This window comes from Blastococcus sp. SYSU D00695 (assembly GCF_054050555.1).
Map to the genome: position 1 here is coordinate 81,219 of NZ_JBJGZP010000002.1, position 23,434 is coordinate 104,652.

Consider the following 23,434-nt stretch of genomic DNA (forward strand, 5'->3'; position numbering starts at 1 on the left):
TCCGGCCACCTCACCGGCCCGCCCCTAGGTTGGCCGCATGGCGCAGCCGCTGCGGGTGGGGATCGTCGGGTCGGGCTTCATGGGCACCGTGCACGCCCGCGCGGCGTCGCGGGCCGGCGCGCGGCTGGTCGCGGTCGCCACCCGCGCCGGCGGGGCGGACGTCGCCGCGCGGCTGGGCGCCGAGCGCGCCGTCGAGCGGCTGGACCAGCTGCTGGGCGAGGTCGACGTCGTCCACCTCTGCACCCCCAACGCCCTGCACGCCGGGCAGGTGCGGGCGGTCCTGGCCGCGGGTGCGCACGTCGTCTGCGAGAAGCCGCTGGCCCCCGACGTCGACACCGCGCGCGCCCTGACCGCGGAGGCGGCCGCCGCCGGCCGGGTCGCCACCGTGCCCTTCGCCTACCGCTACTACGGCTCGGTGCGCCAGATGCGCGCCCTCGTCCGCGCCGGTGGCCCGCTGGTCCAGGTCCGCGGCAGCTACCTGCAGGACTGGCTGGCCGAGGACGACGCCACCGACTGGCGGGTCGACGCCGCCGTCGGCGGGCCCTCCCGCGCCTTCGGCGACATCGGCGTGCACTGGGCCGACCTCGCCGAGTTCGTCACCGGGCACCGGATCGCCCGGCTGGTCGCGGTCACCCGCACCGTCGTCCCGCACCGCGGCGGGCAGGAGACCAGCACCGAGGACCTCGCCGGCGTGCTGTTCGAGACCGCCGACGGGGTGACCGGGCAGTTCGCCGTCAGCCAGGTGTCGTGGGGGCGGGCCAGCCGGATCTCGCTGGAGGTCGACGCGCGGGACGCCGCCTGGGCCTTCGACTCCGAGCGGGAGGAGGTGCTGTGGCGCGGCGACCGCGAGGGCGGCCACCTGCTGCCGCGCGGCCGCTCCACCGACCCGGCGGTGACCCGGCTGGACCGGGTGCCGGCCGGGCACCCGCAGGGCTACCAGGACTGCTTCGACGCCTTCGTGGCCGACACCTACGCCGCCGTGGGCGGCGCGGCGCCCGACGGGCTGCCGACGTTCGCCGACGGCGCCCGGGCCGCGGAAGTCACCGCCGCGGTGCTCGCGTCGGCGGCCTCGGGCTCGTGGGTGGACGTCGGCGCGCCCGCTCAGGGGCCGAAGTAGAGGCGGACGGCGGTGCCCTCCGGGCCGGATCGGACGGCGGCGTCGTCGGCCAGGCTCCAGGCCAACCACAGCCCGTGCGGGCCCTCGTCGGACCCCGGGGGCACGTAGCCGAGCGTGTCGTCGGGCAGGCCCGGCCCGCGGTCGGACACCTCCACGACGAAGGTGGGCCCGTCGAGCCACGTGGCCAGCTCCGCGTACGGCGCGACCGAGAGGGCGTTGAGCACCAGCTCGTGCGCGGCCAGGACGACGTCGCCGAGGCGCGCCCGACGGTCCCCGGGGACCGTCGCGGACACGTCCCGCCGCGCCTGCCAGGGGGAGGTCACGGTCAGCACGTCGGCGGCGGCGGGCCGCTCGCGCCAGGACGGCTGCACCGAGCGCAGGTAGCGCGCCGGTTCCTCGTACGCGGGCGCCGGGACGGGCGCGCCGTCGCCCCAGGTGAGCGGGTGCGTGCGGGCCACCTCGGCGAGCACCTCGGCCGGCAGCCGGCGCCGGTCGTGCAGGCAGAGGCTGTAGTAGGGCAGGTCGCCGAAGCAGCGGTTGGCGACGGACTCGTAGCGGCTCCACCGCCGCCCGTCCTCGCGGGCCAGCCACACCGGCTCGCCGGCCAGCCGCCAGCGCGGCGCCTCCGACCGCAGGGCGCGCAGCCGCTGGTCGTAGGTCTGCAGGGTGCGGTGACCACCCCGCCACCACGTCTCGGCGGCGGCGAACACCGCGAGCCGGCCGAGGTCGGCGCCCAGGTGGGCGGCGAGCAGGCTGCGGACCCGCTCGCCCGCGACGACGAGCACCGGCTCGTCCCGGGAGAAACCCTCGAGGACGAAGGGCACCAGGCGGCGCACGAGGGCCTGGTCGCCGTCGAAGACGAACCCCTCGTGGGCGAGGCGGGTGCCGTCCCACTCCCCGGTGGGACGGACGAGGGTCACCCGTCCTCCGCGGGGACGACGGCGAGGCCGAACAGCTCCAGCACGCGGCGGGGCGCGCGCCGGACGCCGACCGGCCGCACCCGCACGCCGCGCTCCGCCAGGTCGGCGAGCGCACCGGCCAGCGCGCGGGCGCCCGCCACGTCGAGGAACTGCAGGCCCGCCAGGTCGAGCACGACGTCCGCGGCCATGCCACCGGCCGCGTCCGCGGCCATGCCACCGGCCGCGTCCGCGGCGACGGCCCGCAGCGCGCGGCCGACCGCCTCGGCCTGGGAGACGTCGACCTCGCCGTGCAGGGCGAGCACGCCGCCGCGCGCGGACAGGTGGGCCAGCGGGTACCGGTCGCCGTGGTGCTGCGCCGGGTGCAGGACGACGATCGGGCCGACGACGTCCGCACCCAGGGCCTCGTCGTAGAGGCACAGGGCGGTCATCGGGACGCCGCCCATCAGCACGTCGGCACGCTGTTCGTAGGCGTGCAGGGCGGCCAGCCCGGCGGCGTCGGCGCGGGCGAGGGAGCTGATGTCGGCGGCGACGCGCAGGCCCGTGTGCCCCTCGGCCACGGCGGCGGCGGTCTCCCGGCGGTAGCGCTCGACCTGGTCGGCGGGCGACACGGCACCGGCGGCGTAGCCGTCGGCGGTGCCGCGGATCTCCAGCCGGCCGTCGGCGAGCATCCGGTCGCGGTCCGGGAGGCCGGCCAGCGCGTCCAGCAGCGCCGGGCGGGACGGCCCGACGAGCAGCAGCTTCTCCCCCCGCAGGCGCCCCTCGCCGAGGAAGGGCAGCACGGCCGCGCCGAGCTCCGCCTCGTCGGCGAAGCTCCAACAGACGTGGTCCCCGGGCGCGAGGCCGGTCGGGGACCCGAGCTGCCGCGGGGCCGTCACCCCGTGCACGCTACGCGCCCCGGCGGCCGGGCACGAGAGTTCCTGCCCCGTTTCGTTCTGCAGGTCCGCGGCACGGTCGACGGGGCGCCGGCGGGTCCCCGGCCGCCCGGCTCACGCGCCGAGGACGACGAGCAGCCCGGCCAGGCCGAGGAGGGTGGCGAGCGCGGCCAGCAGCACCGCGGGGACCCCGGGGCCCCCGGGCGCCGCCTCCCCGGCCAGCGCCGCCAGCGCGGCCCGGTAGCGCCGCCGGGAGAGAACCGACACCGTGGCGGCGACGACACCGCCGAGCACCGCGAGGGAGACGGCGACGACCCCGGCGACCGGCGCGGTGAGCCGCGCGGCGACGACGGCGCCGGTGCCCACGCCCAGGGCGGTGCGCCGCCAGGCCAGCGCCGTCCGCTCCGCCTGCGCGGCGAACTCGGGCGGCGCGCCGCTCGTCACGCGGTCAGCAGGCCGACGAGCACGAGCACGCCGGACAGGGCCGCGCCGCCGGCCACCACGGGCCCCAGCAGCGACGCGGGCAGCGGCCGGCGCAGCCGCAGCGCGCGCTCCACCGCCGCCCAGTGCAGCCACCCGAGCGCGGGGGCGGCGGTGCCCAGCGCGACCAGCAGCAGCGCCGCGGAGAGCCGCAGGCCCGCCCGCACCGGCAGGTCCAGGGCCTCGAGCGCGACACCGCCGGCGACCAGCGCCAGGCCCGTGCGGACCCAGGCCAGGAAGGTGCGCTCGTTGGCGAGGCTGGCGCGCGCGTCGGGCTCCTCGCCGGCGGCGTACACCCACCCGGGGAACCGGCCCCGATCAGGACGCGGACGCCGCCCCGCGGCCAGGTCGCTCCCCACGGCCGCATCGTCGCAGACGAGGTCACCGGGGCGACGCAGGCGGACGGGGGACGCGCGGCCGCCCTCCGGCCCGTGCGCGCCGCGCCGGCCGCTCCCGACCCTCCGGCGACGGATGTCACGGTGCACCAATGGTTGGTGCGCCAACGGTTGGCGTACCGTGGCCGTGTGACCTCCTCCGCCGACACCGCGGTCGACCCGCTGGCCCTCGAGCGGCAGGTCTGCTTCGCGCTCTCCGTCGCCGCCCGCACCGTCGTCTCGGTGTACCGGCCCTGGCTGGAGCCGATGGGCCTGACGCACCCGCAGTACCTGGTGATGCTCGCCCTCTGGCAGCACGGCCCGCTGGCGCTCAAGGACCTGAGCCGGCTGCTGCAGCTGGACCCGGGCACGCTGTCCCCGCTGGTCAAGCGGCTGGAGGCGGCCGGGTACGTGCGCCGCGACCGGGACGCCCGCGACGAGCGCAACCTCGCCATCGCCCTCACCGACTCCGGCCGCGCGCTGCGCGAGCGGGCCGAGCGGATCCCCGAGGGGATCGTCGATCACCTCGGCCTGCCGCTCGAGGAGCTGCTGGCCCTGCAGCAGGCGCTCACCCGCGTCAACGCCGCCGCCCAGGACGCGCTCACGCGGGTGCCGGAGGGTGCCTCGTGAACCGCCCCGTCCCGGCCACCGCCGGGCCCGTCGTCCGGCCGAACCCGCTGCGGTGGCTGGCCTACGCCTTCGGCGCGGCCCTGCCGGAGCGGCACCACGGCTGGGTGCTGCACGACGTCACGACCGGCACCTGGGTGCTGCGGCACGCCGCGCGCACGCTCGTCCAGCTCGCCGTCCCCGTGCTGCTGATCGTCGTCCTCGTCCCGGGTCCGCTGGGGCTGCGGCTGGGGATGGCGCTGCTGGGCGTCATCCTGGGGATGGCCTTCTCGATGGCCTACATGACCGAGACGGTCGAGAACCGGGTCCGCAAGGCCGGCTACCCGATCGGCAGCGCGCAGGCCGGCCGCGACCGCGCCTCGGCGCAGCGGGAGGCCGCCGCGGCCCGGCGCCGCCGGGACGCGGCCGCCCGGCGGGCCGCCCGTTACCGCTCCCGCCAGGGGCAGTGAGCGGGGCTCAGCCCCGCAGCACCTGCGCCAGCGTGCGGGCCGGGTGCCCGGTGAGGTCGGGGACGGCGCTGCTGACGCCGGCCATCTCCCCCGCCGCGATCGCGGTGTGGGTCGACACCCAGGCGTCGACCTGCCACCCCGGGGCGCCGGACGACGCCCGCGAGGCGTACGCCTCCTCGACCGTCTCCGGCACGTAGGTGACCGTCCGGCCGGTGACCGCGGTGAGCGTCGCCGCGACCTCGGGGAGCGTCAGTTCCTCCGGCCCCGTCAGGTCGTAGGTGGCCCCGGCGTGGGCCGCCGGGTCGCGCAGCACCGTCACCGCGGCGTCGGCGATGTCGTCCTGCGCGACCATCGCCACCCGCCCGTCGCCGGCCGGGCCGCGGATGGCCCCGTCGTCCCCGACCAGGTGCACGGCGAAGTCGGCGTAGAGGGCGTCGCGCAGGAAGGTGTGGGGCAGGCCGGCGGCCCGCACGTGCTCCTCGGTGGCCCAGTGGTCGCGGGCGAGGGTGAACGTGGCGTCCGGTGCGGCGCCGTGGAACGAGACGTAGACCAGGTGGCCGACGCCGGCGGCCGCGGCCGCGTCGACGAACGACCGGTGCTGGTCGACCCGGTCGGGCGTCTCCGACGCCGACACCATGAGCACGGTCGCGACACCCGTCAGCGCGGCCCGGACGGCGTCCCCGTCGGCGTACGGCGCCCGGACGACGTCCGCGCCGGGCAGCTGTGGGGCCCGCGCCGGGTCGCGGACCAGCAGCCGCTGCGCCACCCCCGCCGCGGCGAGGCGGCGGGCGATCCGGCCGCCGAGCTGTCCGGTCGAGCCGGTGATGGCGAGGGCGGGTGCGGTCACGGTCGGACCAACCCCGCCACCGGCACCCGCGTTCCCGGCCGGGCGCAGCCGCCCGGCGCAGCCGCCCGGCCCCGTCGTCCGGCTCAGTCGTCCGGCTCAGTCGTCCGGCTCAGTCGTCCGCCGGGAGGATCCCGCCGAGGTCCTCGGGCCCCACGCCGAAGGCGCGCAGCCTCCCCAGCGGGAACGACGCCATCATCCGGGCCACGTCCGTGCCGAGCCCGCCACCGTGGTCGGCTCCCTGGTCCCCACCGCCGAACGCGGCCAGGAGCGGCGCGAGCACCGCCGCGGCCGCGGGGTCGGCCAGGAGCTCGCCGAGGGTCGTCTCCCCGGTGACCGGGAGGCGCACCACCTCGCCCTCGACGTCCACGGTGGCCGTCGCGCGGAGGTCCCGGCTGGACACCCCGGCCCACACCGTGTAGCTGCCCGGCTCGACCACCCACCGCTGCGCCCGCGGGTGCCAGTACGCGAGGTCGGCGCGGCGCAGCAGCGCCGACACCCGCCGGCTCTCCCCCGGCTCCAGGTCCGCCGAGGCGAAGCCCTTGAGCTCGCGCAGCGGGCGGCGCACCGCCGACCCCGGGACGCCGACGTAGAACTGGACGACCTCGCGGCCGGCCCGCGCGCCGGTGTTGGTGACCGTCACGGCGGCGGTGACGCCGTCCTCGCCGGCCGACAGCTCCAGGCCCGTGACGTCGAACGTCGTGTACGACAGGCCGTGCCCGAAGGGGAAGGTCACCTCGATCTCCCGGGCGTCGTACCAGCGGTGACCGACGTACAGGCCCTCGGCGTAGCGGTGCCGGGAGAACTCGCCGGGGAAGTCCAGGTACGCCGGCACGTCCTGCAGCCGCCGCGGCACGGTCTCGGCGAGCTTCCCGGAGGGGGCGACCGCGCCGGTGAGGACGTCGGCCAGCGCCGCGCCGCCGCCCTGCCCGAGCAGGGCGCCGTCGACGACGGCCGGCACCAGGTCGACCACGGGCGCCAGCCGCACCACCCCGCCGTGGGAGAGGACGAGCACCGTGCGCGGCTGCACGGCGGCCACCTCGCGCACCAGCCGGAGCTGGTCGGCGGGCAGCTCGATGTCGTCGCGGTCGAAGCCCTCGGACTCCTGCCGCGCGGCCAGCCCGACGAAGAGGACGGCGACGTCGGCCTCCCGCGCGACCCGCACGGCCTCGGCGCGCAGGGCCGCACCCCCGTCGGCACCGCCCTCCCCGGCACCGCCCTCCCCGGAACCGTCGGTGCGGAACCCACGGGCGAAGCTCACCTGCCCGAGCCGCGAGCGGAGCTCGTCCAGCGGCACGTCGAGGCGGGTCGGGTTCACGTGCGAGCTGCCGCCGCCCTGGTGGCGCGGGACCTCGGCGAACTCCCCGACGACCGCCACCGTGGCGTGCGCCGGCAGCGGCAGGACGTCGCCGTCGTTCTTGAGCAGCACCACGCAGCGGGCCGCGACCCGGCGGGCGAGCTCGTGGTGGGTGTCGACGTCGAACGTCGCCCCCGGGCGGCGCCCCGCGGCCACCCGGGCGGCGAGGCCGGCGACGGCCCGCCCCGCCCGCTGCAGCGCCGCCGGGTCCAGCCGCCCCTCGGCGACGGCGTCGAGCAGGGCCGCGTCGCCCGCGGCGTCGGGGCCGGGCATCGTCAGGTCCAGCCCCGCCGCGACGGCCGCGACCCGGTCGGCCACCGCGCCCCAGTCGCTCACCACGGCGCCGTCGAAGCCCCACTCGCCGCGCAGGACGTCGGTCAGCAGCCACGGGTCCGCGGCGGCCGGCACGCCGTTGACCCGGTTGTAGGCCGCCATCACCGTCCACGGGCGGGCCTCCTCGACGACCCGCTGGAAGGCGCGCAGGTAGACCTCGCGCAGCGGCCGCTCGTCGACGTCGGAGCTGGCCCGCAGGCGGTCGTGCTCCGCGTCGTTGGCCACCAGGTGCTTGAGCGAGGCGCCCACGCCCTGGCCCTGCACGCCGCGGACCCAGGCGGCGGCCAGCGTCCCGGCCAGCACCGGGTCCTCGGAGAGGTACTCGAAGTTGCGGCCACCGCGCGGGTCGCGCTTGGTGTTCACGCCGGGGCCCAGCAGCACGCCGACGCCCAGCGCCTGCGCCTCCCGCCCGAGCGCGGCGCCGACCTCCGCGGCGAGGTCGGCGTCCCAGGACTGCGCCAGGCCCACGGCCGGCGGGAAGCACGTCGCCGGCTCGCTGGCGCCCAGGCCGAGGTGGTCCGGCGACCCGGCCTGCCGGCGGACCCCGTGCGGGCCGTCGGCCAGCCAGAACGGTGCGGCTCCCCCCGCGCGCTCCGTCGTCCAGTGCGAGGCCCCGCTGCTGAGCGCGGCGGCCTCGGCCGGGGACATCGGGTCGTGCGTCGTCATGGCTCTCCTCGGGGGCGGCCGCGCGGGACGCCCCCAGACTGCCGGTCGCGCCGGTCGGCGGGGGCCGCGGGCCCCGCGCCGGTGCCCGCGGAGCCGCTACGGTGCCCCGGTGACGAGCAGCACCGGGGGCACGGGCCGCGCGGGGGTCCGATGAGGGTCGCGCTGTTCGTCACCTGCCTGGTCGACACGCTCGTCCCCCAGGTCGCGCGGGCCACGGCGACCCTGCTGCAGCGGCTGGGCCACGAGGTGGTCGTCCCGCCCGGGCAGGCGTGCTGCGGCCAGATGCACGTCAACACCGGGTACCGGCGCGAGGCCGTGCCCGTCGTCGCCAACCACGTGCGCGCCTTCACCGGCGACGGCCCGTCGGCCTACGACGCGATCGTGGCCCCCTCCGGGTCCTGCGTCGCCTCGATCCACCACCAGCAGGCGATGGTCGCCCGCCGGGCCGGCGAGCACGGCCTGGCCGACGACGCGCAGGCACTGGCGGCGCGCACCTACGAGCTGTCGCAGTTCCTCGTCGACGTCCTGGGCGTGACCGACGTCGGCGCGTCCTACCCGCACCGGGTGACCTACCACCCGACCTGCCACTCGCTGCGCCTGCTGCGGGTCGGCGACCGCCCCCTGCGACTGCTGCGCGCGGTGCGGGGGCTGGAGCTGGTCGAGCTGCCGCGCGCCGAGTCCTGCTGCGGCTTCGGCGGCACCTTCGCGGTGAAGAACGCCGACACGTCGACGGCGATGCTGACCGACAAGATGACCGACGTGCTGTCCACCCGCTCGGAGGTGTGCACCGCCGGCGACGCGTCCTGCCTGATGCACATCGGCGGCGGGCTCTCCCGGCTGCGGTCGGGCACCCGCACCGTGCACCTGGCCGAGATCCTCGCCTCCACCGAGGAGGCCGTGACCCCGCACCAGGGCACCCGGCCGGGGGTGCCGGCGTGACCGCCGTCCACCTCGGGATGCCCACGGCGCCTCCCGGCGTCGGCGCCCTGCGCGGCGACCGGCCCTTCCCCGACGCCGCCCGCGACGCCCTGCGCGACGGTCAACTGCGGGCCAACCTCGGCCACGCGACGACGACCATCCGGGCCAAGCGCGCCGCCGTGGTCGGCGAGGTCCCCGACTGGGCGCAGCTGCGGGCGGCCGGCGCCGCGCTCAAGGCCGCCACGATGGCCCGCCTCGACGAGCACCTCGTCGAGCTCGAGCGCCAGGTCACCGCCCGCGGCGGCACCGTGCACTGGGCCCGCGACGCGACCGAGGCCAACGCGATCGTCACCGGGCTGGTCCGGGCGACCGGAGCCGACGAGGTGGTCAAGGTCAAGTCGATGGCCACCCAGGAGATCGGCCTCAACGAGGCGCTCGCGGCCGCCGGCATCGAGGCGCTGGAGACCGACCTCGCCGAGCTCATCGTGCAGCTGGGCGAGGACCGGCCGAGCCACATCCTCGTCCCGGCCATCCACCGCAACCGCGCCGAGATCCGGGAGATCTTCGCCCGCACCATCCCCGGCGTCGACCCCGACCTCACCGACGAGCCGCGCCGGCTGGCCATGGCCGCGCGCGCCCACCTGCGCGAGCGGTTCCTCCGCGCGCGGGTCGCGGTCAGCGGCGCCAACTTCGCCGTCGCCGAGACCGGCACGCTGGCCGTCGTCGAGAGCGAGGGCAACGGCCGGATGTGCCTGACCCTCCCGCAGACGCTGATCACCGTGATGGGCATCGAGAAGGTCGTGCCGGCCTGGCGCGACCTCGAGGTCTTCCTGCAGCTGCTGCCGCGCTCCTCCACCGGCGAGCGGATGAACCCCTACACCTCGCTGTGGGCCGGCGTGACCCCCGGCGACGGGCCGCAGGAGTTCCACCTGGTGCTGCTGGACAACGGGCGGACGGCGGTGCTCGCCGACGAGGTGGGCCGCCCGGCGCTGCACTGCATCCGCTGCTCGGCCTGCCTGAACGTCTGCCCGGTCTACGAGCGCACCGGCGGCCACGCCTACGGCTCGGTGTACCCGGGCCCGATCGGCGCGGTGCTCAGCCCACAGCTCACCGGGGTCGAGGACAACGCCTCCCTGCCGTACGCCTCGAGCCTGTGCGGCGCCTGCTACGACGTCTGCCCGGTCGCCATCGACATCCCCTCGATCCTCGTGCACCTGCGAGGCGAGCACGTCGAGGCGCAGCAGCGGCCGACGGCGGAGGCGCTCGCCTTCCGCGCGCTGGCCCGCGCCATGTCGCACCCCCGGCTGTGGCGGCTGGCCCAGCGCGCCGCCGGCCTCGGCCGGTTCCTCGCCCGCGGCCGGCCCACGCTCCCCGCGGCGCTGCCGCCGCCGGCGCGGGCCTGGACCCGCACCCGCGACCTCCCCACCCCGCCCCGGGAGACCTTCACGCAGGCCTGGGCGCGGGACCACAGCCGATGAGCGGGGCCCGCGACGAGGTGCTCGCCCGCATCCGCACCGCGCTCGGCCCCGATCGCGGCCCGGTCCCCGCGGTGCCCCGCACCTACCGCACCTACCGCACGACCGACGAGCGGTCGCTGCCCGCGCTGCTCGACGTCCTCACCGACCGGCTCACCGACTACCGGGCGACGGTCCTGCGCTGCGCCCCCGACGCCGTCGGCGCCACCGTCACCACCGCCCTCGCGGACGTCCCCGGCGACGTCGTGGTGGCCCCGGGGGTCCCCGAGGCCTGGCGCCCGCCCGGCAGCACCGAGGACGACGGCCGACCCGCCACCGGGCTCACCGCGTTCGCCGCCACGCTCACCGGCGTGACGGTCGCGGTCGCCGAGACCGGCACCCTGGTCCTGGACGCCTCGCCGGTGTGCGGCCGCCGCGCCCTGTCGCTGCTGCCCGACGTCCTGGTCTGCGTGGTCACCCCCGACCAGGTGGTGGGCGGCGTGCCCGAGGCGCTGGCCCGCCTCGACCCGCGCCGCCCGCTCACCATGGTCAGCGGCCCCTCGGCGACCAGCGACATCGAGCTGCAGCGCGTCGAGGGCGTGCACGGCCCGCGGACCCTGCTCGTCGTCCTGGCCGGCTGACCGCACTCACCCGGGCACGCACCGGGCGATCTTGTCCGGCGCCAGCACCAGGTCGACGCGCGCGATGCGGCCGCCCTCCACGACCGTGAGGGCGACGACGACGACCGGCTCGTCCCCGGCCAGGAAGACCAGCCCGGGCACGCCGTTGACCGCGACCTCCTGCACCCGCACCGCCCCGCCGCCCTTGGCGGCGACCCCGAGCAGGAAGCGGGCCACCCGGTCGGCGCCGTGGACCGGCCGCCGGGCGGCGCTGACCCGGCCGCCGCCGTCGCTGGTGCACACGACGTCGGGGTCGAGCAGGGCCACCAGGCCCGCGAGGTCGCCGGTGCCGGCGGCCCGGACGAAGGCGTCGACCACCGCCCGGTGCTCACCGCCGTCGACCACGTGCCGCGGCGTCCGGCTGGCGACGTGCGCCCGGGCGCGGGCGGCCAGCTGGCGCACCGCCGCCGGGCTCCGCCCGACCGCCGGGGCGACCTCGGCGAACGGCATCCCGAACAGGTCGTGCAGCACCCAGGCGGTGCGCTCGGCGGGGCTGAGGCTCTCCAGGACCACGAGGAGGGCGAAGCCGACCGACTCGTCGAGGGTGACCCGGTCGGTGGGGTCGGCGGCCGGCGAGCCCGGCGGCAGCGACTCCACGTGCGGCTCGGGCAGCCACGGCCCGACGTAGTCCTCCCGCCGGACCCGCGCGGACCGGAGCACGTCCAGGGCGCGCCGGGCCACGGCGACGGTGGCCCACGCGTCGACGTCCAGCACGGGGCCGCCCGGCCCGCCGTCGGCCTCGACCAGGCGCAGCCAGCAGTCGGAGACGACGTCCTCGGCCTCGGCGCGGGTGCCCAGCACCGCGTAGGCGACGCGGACCAGCCGCGGCCGGGCCGCCGTCCAGGCGGCCGCGAGCTCGTCCTCCCGGCTCACGCCGGCGCGCCCTGCGCGGTGCGCGCGGCCAGCCACTCCCCGAACGTCTCCGGGCCGACGACGACGTCGCCGCGGGGCAGCAGCCCGCCGGTGGCCAGCGCCCGCCCGGCCGCGCCCGGGAGCCGCACCCCGACGACGGCCCGGCGCGACCCGTCCGCCCGCAGCACCCGGCGGGCGAGATCGGGCAGGTCGTGCTCCTCGGGGCCGGCGATCTCGGTCGCCATGCCCCGCGCCGGGCCCGCCGCGAGGGAGACCAGCTCGGCCGCCACGTCGCGCGCGGCGACGGGCCGGATCCGCTGCCGGGGCACCAGCGCCACCGGCCCGCGGACCCGCCCGAGGACCTGGCCCGCGAACTCGTGGAACTGGGTCGCCCGCAGGACCGTGGCCGGCACCGGGCCGGCCAGCGCCAGCTCCTCCTGGCGCCGCTTGCCCGCGTAGTAGCCGAGGTCGACCCGGTCGATGCCCACGATCGACAGCACGACGTGGTGCCCCACGCCGGCCCGCTCCTCCTCCGCCAGCAGGTTCCGCGTCGCCGTCCCGAAGAACTCCTCCGACACCGCCCGGCGCAGCGTCGTCACGTTGCCGACGTCGATCACGGCGTCCACCCCGTCCAGCGCCCCGGCCAGCCCGCGGCCGGTGCCGACGTCGACCCCGGCGCCGCGCGACAGCACGACGGGCTCGTGGCCCGCCGCCGCCAGCTCCTGCACCACGTACCGGCCGACCACCCCGGTACCCCCGACGACCGCTGTCCTCATCTGCTGCCTCCCGCTCGTGCGACGTCCCGACACCTGTGTGACGAGACGGCACGGGGAAACGTGACACGACCCCGGGGACGGGCGGGAGGGCGGGTCAGCCGTGCCAGGCGTGCGCCCCGTGCGCGCCCGCGGGGGCGTCGGCCTCCCGGTCGCGGGCGGTCTCCCGCCGGTCGCGCCGCCAGTCGAGGACGGCGAGGACCAGCGCGGCCAGGGTGGTCGCGACCGCGACGGCCAGTCCCGCCGCGGCGGCCACCGCGTAGTCCTCGCCGGACGAGGAGAGGACGACGTAGAACAGGCCGGGCAGGGCGGCCGTGCCGATCGAGGCGCCGAAGCGCTGCGCCGTCTGCAGGCCGCCGCCGGCCGCCCCGGCCATGTGCACGGGCACGTTGCGCAGCGTCATGGTGATGTTCGGGGAGATCACGAAGCCGCCGGCGAGGCCGCCGGCCAGCAGTGCCGGCGCCATCGCCCAGCCCGCCGACCGCGCCGGGGCCAGCAGCAGGACGACCGCGGCCGCGGTGAGCCCCACCGCCACCCCGGCGAGACCGACCACCGTCAGCGCGCGGCCGTACCGCTCCACCAGCCGGCCCGCGACGACGGCCGAGCAGGCCGAGCCGAGCGCGAACGGCGTCACCGACAGCCCCGACTGCAGCGGCGTGTAGTCCAGGCCGGTCTGGAAGAACAGGGCCAGGACCAGCCAGATGCCGCTGAAGCCGAGGAAGTAGACCGTGCCCAGGCCCGCGCCGGCGGCGTAGCCGCGGGTGCGCGTGACCAGCCGCGGGTCGAACACCGGCTCCCCGCCGCGGCGGACGACGCGCTGCTCCCACCGGGCGAAGGCCACCATGAGCGCCGCCCCGACGACGAACAGCCACCACAGCTGCGCGAGCCCCCCGGACTCGGCCTGCACCAGCGGGAACAACAGCGCGAGCGCCCCGGCCGCGAGCAGCGCGACGCCGACACCGTCGATGTGCCCGGAGCGGCCGGAGCCGCCGCGCGGCAGCAGCCGCAGGGCCAGCGCGAACGCCAGCGCGCCGATCGGCACGTTGACGAAGAAGACCCACCGCCACCCGTCCGCGTCCCCGGCCAGCGCCAGGATCGCCCCGCCGACGACCGGCCCGGCCGCCGTGGAGACGCCGATGGTGGCGCCGAACAGGCCGAAGGCGCGGCCGCGCTCCGCGCCCCGGAACAGCTGCTGGATCAGCGCCGAGTTCTGCGGGGCCAGGCAGCCGGCGGCCAGGCCCTGCACCAGCCGGGCCGCGACGAGCAGACCGACCGACGGCGCGGCGCCGGCCGCGGCACTGCTCAGCACGAACACGGCCAGGCCGACGAGGAACAGCGTGCGGCGACCGTAGGCGTCGCCCAGCCGCCCGGCCGGGACGAGCATCAGCCCGAACGTCAGCGCGTACCCCGACACGACCCACTGGATGGTCGCCGGGGACGCGTCCAGCCCCTCGGTCATCGACGGCAGCGCGACCGACACGATGCTGACGTCGAGCAGGCTCATGAAGCCGGCGACGAGGGTCACCCAGAGCGCCTGCCAGCGGCGCGGGTCGGGCTCGTACCCCTCCTCCTGGTCGGTGGTGCGGAGAGCCGGGGAGGAGCGGGTCACCCGTCGATCGTCCGCCGGATCCGCGCCCGGCGCTCGCGTGGGACGGGCCCAGCGGGGACGGGCCTCAGCGGGGACGGGGCTCAGCGGGGCGGGGGGTCGGGGAACGTCGCGCGGACGGCGGCCATGTCCAGCGCCCGCACGGTGGCGATGAGCAGGTCGAGCGAGTCGGCGGCCAGCCAGCCCGGTTCGGCGAAGACCAGGACGCCGTCCCGGTAGACCATCAGCGTCGGCACGCTGCGCACGCCGAGCTCCTGCGCCAGGTCGGCGTCCGCCTCGGTGTCGAGGGACGCGAAGACCAGGTCGGGGTGCCGCTCGCCGGCGGCCTCGAAGACGGAGTCGAAGGCGCGGCTGGAGCCCGACGACGCCGCGCGGACGTCGACCAGCACGATGCCCGGCCCGCCGATGGCGGACGCGAACCCCTCCCGGTGCAGCGTCACCGTGCCCATCCACCCAGTGTGCCCCTCGCGCGCGGGCCGTGACCCGGCGAGCGGCCGTGCCCTCGCGAGCGGGTCGCCTGGTCGGGGCGCGCCTCAGCCGGTGAAGGCGCGGGTCTCGGCGAGGCGGTCGGGCGGCACGGTCTTGAGCCGGGCGACCGCGTCGGCGAGCGGGACCAGCCCGATCTCGGTCCCGCGCAGCGCGACCATCGAGCCGTGCCGGCCCTCGTGGGCGGCGATCGTGGCGTGCAGCCCGAAGCGGGTGGCCAGCACCCGGTCGAACGACGTCGGTGTGCCGCCGCGCTGCACGTGCCCGAGGACCGTCGCCCGCACCTCCTTGCCGGTGCGCCGCTCCAGCTCCGCGCCCAGCTGCTGGGCGACCCCGGTGAACCGGCGGTGGCCGAACTCGTCGAGGTCGCCCTCGCGGAACGCCATCTGCCCGGGCAGCGGTTGCGCCCCCTCGGCGACGACGCCGATCACGTGCGAGTCGCCGCGGGCGAACCGCTCGGTGACCAGCCGCACGACCTCGTCGACGTCGAAGGGCTGCTCGGGCACCAGCGTCAGGTGCGCGCCGGCGGCGAGGCCGGCGTGCAGCGCGATCCAGCCGGCGTGGCGGCCCATCACCTCGACGAGCAGCACGCGCTGGTGGGACTCGGCGGTGGTGTGCAGCCGGTCGATGAGCTCGGTGGCGATGCTGACCGCGGTGTCGAAGCCGAAGGTCAGGTCGGTGCCGTGGATGTCGTTGTCGATGGTCTTCGGGATGCCGACCACCGGGACGCCGGCCTCCGACAGCAGGTGCGCCGCGGTCAGCGTGCCCTCGCCGCCGATCGGGACGAGGACGTCGACGCCGTGCTCGTCGAGGGTGCCGCGCATCTCGTCCAGCCCGGCGTGCAGCTTCTCCGGCGCGACGCGCGCCGAGCCCAGCGTCGTCCCGCCGCGGGTGAGCAGCCCGTCGACGGCGGCGACGTCCAGCGGGGTCGAGCGGTTCTCCAGCAGGCCCCGCCAGCCGTCCCGGAAGCCGACCACCTGGCTGCCGTAGGACGCGGTCGCGGTGCGGACCACCGAGCGGATCACGGCGTTCAGACCCGGGCAGTCACCGCCGCCGGTGAGGACTCCGATGCGCATCGGCCCGACGATACGTCATGACGTCTCGACGACCTGGCGACACGACGACAAGCCGACACGGCGACAGGGCCACACGGCGACAGGGCGACCCGGCGGCTCACTGCGCGCGCCCGCGCAGCTCCCGGTAGGTGCGCACCAGCTCGGCCGTCGAGGCGTCCTGGTCGAGCTCCGGCGGCTCCTCGCCGGTCAGCGCCGGGGCGAGCTGGCGGGCCATGACCTTGCCGAGCTCCACGCCCCACTGGTCGAAGGAGTCGACCTGCCAGATCACGCCCTCGGTGAGCACGGTGTGCTCGTAGAAGGCGACCAGCTGCCCGAGGGTGGACGGCGTCAGCTGCGGCGCGAGGATCGTCGTGCTCGGCCGGTTCCCGGGCATGACCTTGTGCGGCACGAGCGCCGGCGGGGTGCCGTCCGCGGCGACCTCCGCGGCGGTCCGGCCGAAGGCCAGCACCGCGGACTGGGCGAGCATGTTCGCCATCAGCAGGTCGTGCATCTCCCCCGAGGCGTCGTCGTCGAGGCCGGGGCCGGGGCGGCCGAACCCGATGAAGTCCGCCGGCACGAGCGTCGTCCCCTGGTGCAGCAGCTGGTGGAAGGCGTGCTGCCCGTTGGTGCCCGGCTCGCCCCAGTACACCTCGCCGGTCGCCGTCGTCACCGCCTCGCCGTCCCACCGGACGGACTTGCCGTTGCTCTCCATCGTCAGCTGCTGCAGGTAGGCGGGCAGCCGGGACAGGTACTGGCTGTAGGGCAGGACGGCGTGGGTCTGCGCGCCCGAGAAGTTCGTGTACCAGACGTTGATCAGCCCCTGCAGGACCGGCAGGTTCTCGGCGAGGGGGGCCGTGCGCACGTGCTCGTCGACGGCGGCGAAGCCGGCGAGCATCTCGCGGTAGGCCTCGGGGCCGATGGCGACCATGAGGGAGAGGCCGATGGCCGAGGTGAACGAGTAGCGGCCGCCGACCCAGTCCCAGAAGCCGAACATGTTGTCGGGGTCGATGCCGAACTCGCGGACGGCGTCGGTGTTGGTGGAGACGGCGACGAAGTGCTTCGCGACGGCGCCCTCGTCGCCGCCGACCCCCGCCAGCAGCCAGTCGCGGGCGACGGAGGCGTTGGTCAGCGTCTCCAGGGTGGTGAAGGTCTTGGACGAGACGACGAACAGGGTCTCGGCCGGGTCGAGGTCGCGGGTGGCCTCGGCGAAGTCGGTCGGGTCGATGTTGGAGACGAAGCGGGCGGTGATGCCACGGTCGGCGTAGGCGCGCAGGGCGGTGTAGGCCATGGCGGGGCCGAGGTCGGAGCCGCCGATGCCGATGTTCACCACCGCGCGGATCGGCCGGCCGGTGTGCCCGGTCCACTCCCCCGACCGGACGCGCTCGGCGAAGGCGGCCATCCGGTCGAGCACCCGGTGCACGTCGCGGGTGACGTCCTGCCCGTCGACGACGAGCTCGGTGCCCGCGGGGGCGCGGAGCGCGACGTGCAGGACGGCCCGGTCCTCGGTGACGTTGACGTGCTCCCCGCGGAACATCGCCGCGATCCGCCCGGGCAGCCCGGCGCGCTCGGCGAGGGCCACCAGCAGGCGGAGGGTCTCGTCGGTGACCCGGTGCTTGGAGTGGTCGACGACGAGGTCAGCGACGCGGCGGGTCAGGCGGCGGGCGCGGCCGGGGTCCTCGGCGAACAGGTCGCGCAGGGTGCGCTGCTCCAGCTGCGCGTGGTGGGTGGCGAGGGCTTCCCACTCGGGCGTCGCGGTGATGTCGAGGGCGGTGGTGAGGGCCGCAGCGTCCATGCTGCACACCCTGCCCGAACCGGCGTCACCCTGCCGAGCCGTCCCCCGAGCCGTTCGCCGAGCCGTCGCCCGCCGGACCACAGCAGTCGCAGGGGTCCCCGCCGGAGGGCGCGCGGGCCGCGGACCCGGCGACGGTCGCGAGCAGCGCCGAGATCCGCTCGACCATCAGGCCGGCGTCGAACTGCCGCACCGCGCGCGCCCGCGCCCGGGCGCCGAGGTCGGCGCGGCGGGCCGGGTCGGTGAGCAACCCGCGCAGCGCCGCGGCCAGCGCTCCGGCGTCCTCGACCGGGACGACGACGGCGTCCCCGCCCACCGCCGTCCGGACGTCGCCGACGTCGGTCGACACGCACGGCAGCCCCGCGGCCATGGCCTCCAGCAGCACCAGCGGCAGCGCCTCGCGGCGGGAGGAGAGGCAGAACAGGTCGAGCGGGCGGAGGAACTCGGCGGCGTCCTCGACGAAGCCGGGGAAGGTGACCGGCAGCCCCTCGGCGGCAGCGCGCAGGGCGGCCTCCTCGCGGCCGGCGCCGCCGACGACCACGTCGAAGCGCAGGCCCTCGCCGGCGAGCTGCCGCACCGCGGTCAGCAGCACGTCGAACCCCTTCTGCGGGGTGAGCCGGCCGAAGGTCCCCAGCCGCGGCACCGGGTTGCCGGCCGGCCCGGACGCGGTCGCGGGGACCGGCACGCCGTTGGGCACCACGTGCACCCGGCTCGCGGGCACCCGCAGGTCGGCGACGACCTGGTCGCGGATCTCGGTGGCCGGGGTGACCACGAGAGCGAGGCCGGCGTACAGATCGACCAGCCGCTGCCGGGTCTCGCCGGTGCCGGTGTCGCCGACCAGGTGCAGCACCCCGACCGTGGGCGCCACCGACCGCGCGGCGGTGACCGCGGCGGCGTTGGAGCCCGGGTCCACGAGGTTGACCCACACGACGTCGGGCCGGGTCGCCGCTATCGCCGTCCGCATCTCGGGGGCCGCGGCGCGGTGCCGCGCCAGCGGGACCACCACCGGGTCGTGCGCGGCGTGCCGGGCGGCCAGCGGCTCGGCGCAGACGAGCCGCACCGACCAGCCGAGCGCCGGCAGCCCGCGCAGCAGCGCCGCCAGGTGGACGTCGGCGCCGCCCCAGGTCTCGGTGTCGCTGACGAGCGTGACCCGCGGGCTGTCGCGGTCCGGGCGTCTCACGCCGCGAGCTCCCGGGCCGCGGCGAGGACGGCGTCCGTCCCGATCGTCTGCGCGCAGCGGAACTCGATGGGGCAGACCAGGTGCGGGCACGGGGCGCAGGCGACGTCGGGGACCAGCGCGCGGTGCCGCGGCCCGCGGTGGGCCCACCGGACGGGGTCGCCGGGGAGGAACACGGTGACGCTGCGGCCACCGACCGCCGCGGCCAGGTGCGCCGAGCCGGTGTCGTTGCCCACCAGGACGGCGGCGTCGCGCAGCAGCGCGGCCAGCCCGCCCAGGCTGGTCGCCCCGGACAGGTCGACCGCCGGCGCCCGCATCGCGGCGGCCACCGCGGCGGGCTGCGGCCCTCCCGGCACGCCGGTGAGGACGACGGCGAGCCCGTCGGCGGCGAGCGCGTCGCCGACCGCGGCGTAGCGGGCGACCGGCCACCGCCGGGTGGCCGCCGAGGCGCCCGGGTGCAGCACGGCGTAGCCCCTCGGGGCCAGGCCGTGCCGGCGCAGGGTCGCGGCGTGCTCGGCCTCGTCCTCCGGGCGCAGCGGGAAGCCCATGTCGAGCTCGCCGCCGCCGGGCAGGCCGAGGTGCTCGAGCAGCCGGACGTGCCGCTGCGCCTCGTGCAGGTCCAGCGGGTAGCGCAGGTAGCGGTCGCCCGCGCCGGCCGGCACCGGCCAGCCGGTGGGGGCGAAGCCGCCGGTGCGCCGGGCACCCAGCGCGGCGGTGACCCGGTTGGCCGCCGGCCGGTCGCCGTAGGCCTGCAGGGCCAGGTCGAAGCGGCCGCCCGCGGCCGTGAAGGCGGCCCACCCGGCGGGGTCGACCGGCCCGTCGGGGATGCCGTCGGCGCCGGGGAAGGGCACCAGCTCGTCGACCAGCGGGCGGCCGTCGACGGCGCCGAGGCGGTCCACGACCGGCGCCATCCGCGGCCACGTGGCCAGCGCGACGTGCACGTCGGGGCGGGCGGCGCGCAGCCGGCGCAGCGCCGGCAGCGTGCACAGCAGGTCGCCCAGCCCCACCCGCATCCGCACCAGGAGCACGCTGCGGACGGCGGGATCGGCGAGCGGTGGCGGCACGAGGGGCGTCCTGCCCCGCCTGCCCAGCCGCCAACCCCGCCCGCCGACCCCGAGCGGGGCGCGCGATCCCGTGGTGCACTACGGGTCCTCCCGGCGATCTCCCCGGTCATCCCCGGCGCACTCCCGGCAACGACAGAAGCGGAGGCCCGCGTGCCGCACCCCGTCGACGACGACCGGGAACCAGCCGACCGGCACGAAACCGACCGGAGCACAGCCGACCGGGGAACAGCCGACCGGGACCCAGCCGACCGGCACCGAGCCGACCGCGGGGACGACCCGCTGCACGTGCTCCGTCTCTGCAGCGTCTTCGAGCCGGAACGCCTCGCCGCCGGACCGCGAGAGGCCACGCTCGACGCGCGGACGGCGCGCTTCGACCCGATCGGCGGGATGCAGAACCACACCGCGACGCTCACCCGGTGCCTGGACGCGCAGGGGCACCGGCAGACCGTCGTGACCTCGCGGCTGGCGGCCCGCGCCGGCACCAGCCGGTCGGGCCGCGCGGCCACGGTGCACCGCACCGGGCTGCCGGTCGCCCGGTTGCGGCAGCTGTGGGCGCCGGCCGCGCTGCCGCGGGTGCTGGGCCGCGGCGCCGGACCGGTCGACGTCGTGCACGCCCACCAGGGCGAGGACCTGGCGGTGCTCCCGCTGGGCCGGCTCGCCGCTCGGTGGCACCGCTGCCCCCTCGTGGTGACCCTGCACTGCAGCGTCGGCCACACGCTGACCGGCCGCTCGCCGCGGGCGCGGCTGCTGCGCGCGGTCGGCGGGTGGCTGGAGCGGGGCGCGCTGCGCCGGGCGGACGCCGTCGTCGTCCTCACCGAGCGGACGGCGGCGGCCGTGCGCGCCGACGGCGTCCCCGCGCGCCGGGTGCACGTCATCCCGTCGGGGTTCGACCCGGCGCTGTTCGCCGGCGGTGGGCGCGACGTGTTCGAGGGGCTCGGCCGGCCGCGGATCGGGTACGTGGGCCGGCTGGCGCCGCAGAAGCGGCCCGACGTGCTCGTCGAGGCCTTCGGGCTGATGCGGGAGCACGCGGAGCTGGTCGTGGTCGGCGACGGGCCCGACCGGGCGCTGGTGGAGCGCGCGGTCGCGGCCAGCCCGGCGCGGGAGCGGATCACGCTGCGCGGCTTCGTGGCGCACGACGCCGTCCCGTCCGTGCTGGCCGGGCTCGACGTCCTGGTGCTGCCCTCGGCCTACGAGGAGATGGGGTCGGTGCTGACCGAGGCGATGGCGGCCGGGCTGCCGGTGGTGGCCAGCGACGTCGGCGGCATCCCCACGGTGGTGCGCGACGGGGTCACCGGCCTGCTGGTGCCGCCGCTGGACGCGCCCGCGCTCGCGGCCGCCCTCGACCGGGTCGCCGGCGACGCCGCCCTGCGAGCCCGCCTGGCGGCCGGCGCCCGCGAGGCGGCGGGCCGCTACGCCTGGCCGCGGTTGGCCGCGCGGGTGGCCGGCGTCTACGGCCGGGTGCGGGTGCGGGTGGCCGGCCGGGCGCGGGACGTCGTCGCCGGCCGCACCGCCGCCGCGTGACCCACCGCGTGACCCACCGCGTGACCCACCGCGCGACCCCCGCCGCGTGACCGGCCCGGCCGCGGGGCCGCCGCGGGTGGCCGTCCTGGTCCCCGTGCACGACTCCCCCGCGTCGCCGCACGCCGCCTTCCTGCCGCGCGCGCTGGGGTCGCTGCGCGCGCAGACGGTCGCCGACTGGGAGGCGGTGGTCGTCGACGACGGCTGCACCGACCCCGCCGGCGTGGCCGCCGCCCTGCCGGTGGACCCGCGGGTCCGGCTGGTCCGGCACGACGGGAACCGCGGGCTCGGGGCTGCCCTGAACACCGCCCTGGACGCGACGACCGCGCCGGTGGTCGCCTACCTGCCGGCCGACGACGTGTGGGCGCCCGACCACCTGGAGGCGCTGCTGGCCTGCCTGGCACACCCGGGAGTCGTGCGGGCGCGGTCGCGGCTCGGCGAGGCGTCGGGGACCGCCTACGACCAGCTGGTGCAGGTGGCGCACCGGAGGACGGCGGACCGGTGGACCGAGCGGGACGAGCTGGAGACCGACGACCTGGACCGGCTGCTGTGGGGGCGGCTCGGCGCGCGGGGTGCGGTGGCCGACACCGGCCAGGTCACCTGCTCCTGGACGCGGCACCCGGCGCAGCGGTCACGAGCGATCCGGGCGTCGTCCGACGGCGGGCTGAACGTGTTCCGGGCCCGGTACGGGGTCGCGCAGCCGCTGCGGTTCGCCTCGACCGACGGCGCGGACGTCGACGAGGTGTCCCGGTACGCCCGCTTCCGGGACCGCACCCACCGGCCGGCGGCGGACGGGCTGCGGGTGCTCGTCGTCGGCGAGCTGGCGTTCAACCCCGAGCGGGTGCTGGCCCTTGTCGAGCGCGGGCACCGGCTCAACGGGTTGTGGACGGCGACGGGGCTCGGCGACTCGACCGTCGGGCCGCTGCCGTTCGGGCACGTGGCCGACCTCGGCACGGTGCCCGACCTCGCCGGCACCGGGTGGCGGGAGGCGGTGCGCCGTCTCGCGCCCGACGTCGTGTGGGCGCAGCTGAACTGGCGGGCGGTGCCGCTGGCGCACGCCGTCCGCGCGGCGTTCCCGGAGGTGCCGTTCGTGTGGCACTTCAAGGAGGCACCGCAGCGGAGCATCGTCCGCGGAGAGTGGCCGCTGCTGGCCGACCTGGTCAGCACGGCCGACGCGTGCCTGTTCTGCAGCGACGAGGAGCGTGACTGGTTCGCGCTCGCCCTGGCCGGCCGCGTCGACCCGGCCCGCCTGGGCGTGCTCGACGGCGACCTGCCGCTGCGGGAGTGGCAGGACGCCCCACCGTCGCCGAAGCTGTCCGACGCCGACGGCCAGCCGCACGCCGTGGTGGCGGGGAGGCCGTCCGGGCTGGACCTGGACTGGGTGCTGGCGCTGGCCCGCCGCGGGGTGCACACCCACCTGTACGGGCAGGTGCGGGCGCCGGGGCCGACCGGGTCGTGGACCGGCTGGCTGGGCGAGGCGCTCGCCCGCGCGCCGGAGCACGTGCACGTGCACCCGCCGATAGGCCCCGACCGCTGGGTGGCCGAGCTGTCGCACTACGACGCCGGCTGGCTGCACCGGTTCGACAGCGCCAACGGCGGCGACCTCCGGACGGCCAGCTGGGACGACCTGAACTCCCCCGCCCGCCTGCCGGTCTACCTGGCGGCCGGCCTGCCGGTGCTGCAGCAGGCGAACCCGGGCTCGCTGGTCTCCGTCGAGCGGGTGCTGCGCGCCGAGGGCACCGGCCTGCTGTACCGCACGGCCGACGACGTCGCCGACCTGCTGACCACCGAGGTGCGCACCCGCGCCGGCGCCACGGCCGCCCTCGCCGCGCGGGACCACCACACCTTCGACGCGCACGCCGACCGCCTCGTCGCCCTGTTCCGCTCGCTCCGGCGCTGACTCCCCCGGCCCCGGCCTCGAACCGACTCCCGCCACCCCGCACCCGCACCCGCACCCCGCACCCCGCACCCGCCACCCCGCACACCCGCGCTTGACGTCCCGAACCCCACACCTCGCACCCGC

General features: G+C 77.6%; 22 protein-coding genes. 8 read left to right on the plus strand and 14 right to left on the minus strand.

Going from position 1 to position 23,434, the window contains the following annotated elements; translation table 11 throughout:
* The first annotated feature begins 37 nt into the window (after positions 1 to 37).
* Positions 38 to 1,117: a Gfo/Idh/MocA family protein gene (locus ACI781_RS01895; protein ID WP_456564381.1), complete on the plus strand. Its 1,080-nt coding sequence runs from the start codon at positions 38 to 40 to the stop codon at positions 1,115 to 1,117.
* Here the strand turns inward: ACI781_RS01895 and ACI781_RS01900 are convergent.
* The 4 genes from ACI781_RS01900 to ACI781_RS01915 all read right to left on the minus strand — a co-directional run bounded on the left by ACI781_RS01900 (position 1,102) and on the right by ACI781_RS01915 (position 3,685).
* On the minus strand, positions 1,102 to 2,037 hold the full coding sequence (locus tag ACI781_RS01900) for an anti-sigma factor RsbA family regulatory protein (RefSeq protein WP_456564382.1): 936 nt from the start codon (positions 2,035 to 2,037) through the stop codon (positions 1,102 to 1,104). The two genes, ACI781_RS01895 and ACI781_RS01900, sit on opposite strands and share 16 nt — an antisense overlap.
* A complete protein-coding gene (locus tag ACI781_RS01905; protein ID WP_456564383.1) occupies positions 2,034 to 2,912 on the minus strand; it encodes an MEDS domain-containing protein in 879 nt (292 codons plus the stop codon). Before ACI781_RS01905 ends, ACI781_RS01900 begins: the two co-directional genes overlap by 4 nt.
* 111 nt (positions 2,913 to 3,023) lie before the next feature.
* Complete coding sequence (locus ACI781_RS01910) at positions 3,024 to 3,353, minus strand: DUF202 domain-containing protein (protein WP_456564384.1); 330 nt, start codon at positions 3,351 to 3,353, stop codon at positions 3,024 to 3,026.
* Positions 3,350 to 3,685: a YidH family protein gene (locus ACI781_RS01915; RefSeq protein WP_456564385.1), complete on the minus strand. Its 336-nt coding sequence runs from the start codon at positions 3,683 to 3,685 to the stop codon at positions 3,350 to 3,352. The genes ACI781_RS01910 and ACI781_RS01915 overlap by 4 nt, the downstream gene beginning before the upstream one ends.
* A 228-nt stretch (positions 3,686 to 3,913) precedes the next feature.
* Between ACI781_RS01915 and ACI781_RS01920 the strand changes: the two genes are divergently transcribed.
* Both ACI781_RS01920 and ACI781_RS01925 read left to right on the plus strand, forming a co-directional pair.
* Positions 3,914 to 4,393: a MarR family winged helix-turn-helix transcriptional regulator gene (locus ACI781_RS01920; protein WP_456564386.1), complete on the plus strand. Its 480-nt coding sequence runs from the start codon at positions 3,914 to 3,916 to the stop codon at positions 4,391 to 4,393.
* Positions 4,390 to 4,839, plus strand: coding sequence for a DUF5313 family protein (locus tag ACI781_RS01925; protein ID WP_456564387.1), 450 nt, complete (start codon positions 4,390 to 4,392; stop codon positions 4,837 to 4,839). The genes ACI781_RS01920 and ACI781_RS01925 overlap by 4 nt, the downstream gene beginning before the upstream one ends.
* Before the next feature lie 7 nt (positions 4,840 to 4,846).
* Here the strand turns inward: ACI781_RS01925 and ACI781_RS01930 are convergent, their stop codons facing one another.
* Both ACI781_RS01930 and ACI781_RS01935 read right to left on the minus strand, forming a co-directional pair.
* Complete coding sequence (locus ACI781_RS01930; protein ID WP_456564388.1) at positions 4,847 to 5,686, minus strand: SDR family oxidoreductase; 840 nt, start codon at positions 5,684 to 5,686, stop codon at positions 4,847 to 4,849.
* Between the two features lie 109 nt (positions 5,687 to 5,795).
* Complete coding sequence (locus ACI781_RS01935; protein ID WP_456564389.1) at positions 5,796 to 8,039, minus strand: glycoside hydrolase family 3 C-terminal domain-containing protein; 2,244 nt, start codon at positions 8,037 to 8,039, stop codon at positions 5,796 to 5,798.
* Between the two features lie 150 nt (positions 8,040 to 8,189).
* Between ACI781_RS01935 and ACI781_RS01940 the strand changes: the two genes are divergently transcribed.
* From ACI781_RS01940 to ACI781_RS01950, 3 genes are read left to right on the plus strand one after another with little or no spacing between them, the layout of a single operon-like run.
* Positions 8,190 to 8,978 carry a (Fe-S)-binding protein gene (locus ACI781_RS01940; protein ID WP_456564390.1) on the plus strand — a complete coding sequence of 263 codons (789 nt, stop codon included), beginning with the start codon at positions 8,190 to 8,192 and terminating at the stop codon, positions 8,976 to 8,978.
* Positions 8,975 to 10,435, plus strand: coding sequence for a LutB/LldF family L-lactate oxidation iron-sulfur protein (locus ACI781_RS01945; protein ID WP_456564391.1), 1,461 nt, complete (start codon positions 8,975 to 8,977; stop codon positions 10,433 to 10,435). Before ACI781_RS01940 ends, ACI781_RS01945 begins: the two co-directional genes overlap by 4 nt.
* Positions 10,432 to 11,052: a LutC/YkgG family protein gene (locus tag ACI781_RS01950; RefSeq protein ID WP_456564392.1), complete on the plus strand. Its 621-nt coding sequence runs from the start codon at positions 10,432 to 10,434 to the stop codon at positions 11,050 to 11,052. Before ACI781_RS01945 ends, ACI781_RS01950 begins: the two co-directional genes overlap by 4 nt.
* Before the next feature lie 6 nt (positions 11,053 to 11,058).
* Here the strand turns inward: ACI781_RS01950 and sigJ are convergent, their stop codons facing one another.
* The 8 genes from sigJ to ACI781_RS01990 all read right to left on the minus strand — a co-directional run bounded on the left by sigJ (position 11,059) and on the right by ACI781_RS01990 (position 19,893).
* Positions 11,059 to 11,964, minus strand: coding sequence for an RNA polymerase sigma factor SigJ (gene sigJ / locus ACI781_RS01955; RefSeq protein ID WP_456564393.1), 906 nt, complete (start codon positions 11,962 to 11,964; stop codon positions 11,059 to 11,061).
* Entirely contained in the window at positions 11,961 to 12,719 is a 759-nt protein-coding gene (locus ACI781_RS01960) for an SDR family oxidoreductase (protein ID WP_456564394.1), read from the minus strand. The genes sigJ and ACI781_RS01960 overlap by 4 nt, the downstream gene beginning before the upstream one ends.
* Before the next feature lie 94 nt (positions 12,720 to 12,813).
* Positions 12,814 to 14,325 (minus strand): MFS transporter, encoded by a 1,512-nt coding sequence (locus ACI781_RS01965; protein ID WP_456564395.1) that lies wholly within the window; start codon positions 14,323 to 14,325, stop codon positions 12,814 to 12,816.
* 80 nt (positions 14,326 to 14,405) lie between these two features.
* Positions 14,406 to 14,771, minus strand: coding sequence for a thioredoxin family protein (locus tag ACI781_RS01970; protein ID WP_456564396.1), 366 nt, complete (start codon positions 14,769 to 14,771; stop codon positions 14,406 to 14,408).
* A gap of 84 nt (positions 14,772 to 14,855) precedes the next feature.
* Positions 14,856 to 15,884, minus strand: coding sequence for an ATP-dependent 6-phosphofructokinase (locus tag ACI781_RS01975; protein ID WP_456564397.1), 1,029 nt, complete (start codon positions 15,882 to 15,884; stop codon positions 14,856 to 14,858).
* A gap of 97 nt (positions 15,885 to 15,981) precedes the next feature.
* Complete coding sequence (gene pgi / locus ACI781_RS01980; RefSeq protein WP_456564398.1) at positions 15,982 to 17,655, minus strand: glucose-6-phosphate isomerase; 1,674 nt, start codon at positions 17,653 to 17,655, stop codon at positions 15,982 to 15,984.
* Between the two features lie 25 nt (positions 17,656 to 17,680).
* Positions 17,681 to 18,832, minus strand: a complete 1,152-nt coding sequence (locus ACI781_RS01985; protein ID WP_456564399.1) for a glycosyltransferase family 4 protein — start codon at positions 18,830 to 18,832, stop codon at positions 17,681 to 17,683.
* Complete coding sequence (locus tag ACI781_RS01990) at positions 18,829 to 19,893, minus strand: glycosyltransferase family 9 protein (protein ID WP_456564400.1); 1,065 nt, start codon at positions 19,891 to 19,893, stop codon at positions 18,829 to 18,831. The genes ACI781_RS01985 and ACI781_RS01990 overlap by 4 nt, the downstream gene beginning before the upstream one ends.
* A 285-nt stretch (positions 19,894 to 20,178) precedes the next feature.
* Between ACI781_RS01990 and ACI781_RS01995 the strand changes: the two genes are divergently transcribed.
* Both ACI781_RS01995 and ACI781_RS02000 read left to right on the plus strand, forming a co-directional pair.
* Positions 20,179 to 21,414, plus strand: coding sequence for a glycosyltransferase (locus tag ACI781_RS01995; RefSeq protein ID WP_456564401.1), 1,236 nt, complete (start codon positions 20,179 to 20,181; stop codon positions 21,412 to 21,414).
* 46 nt (positions 21,415 to 21,460) lie between these two features.
* A complete protein-coding gene (locus ACI781_RS02000) occupies positions 21,461 to 23,311 on the plus strand; it encodes a glycosyltransferase (protein WP_456564402.1) in 1,851 nt (616 codons plus the stop codon).
* Positions 23,312 to 23,434: the final 123 nt, after the last annotated feature.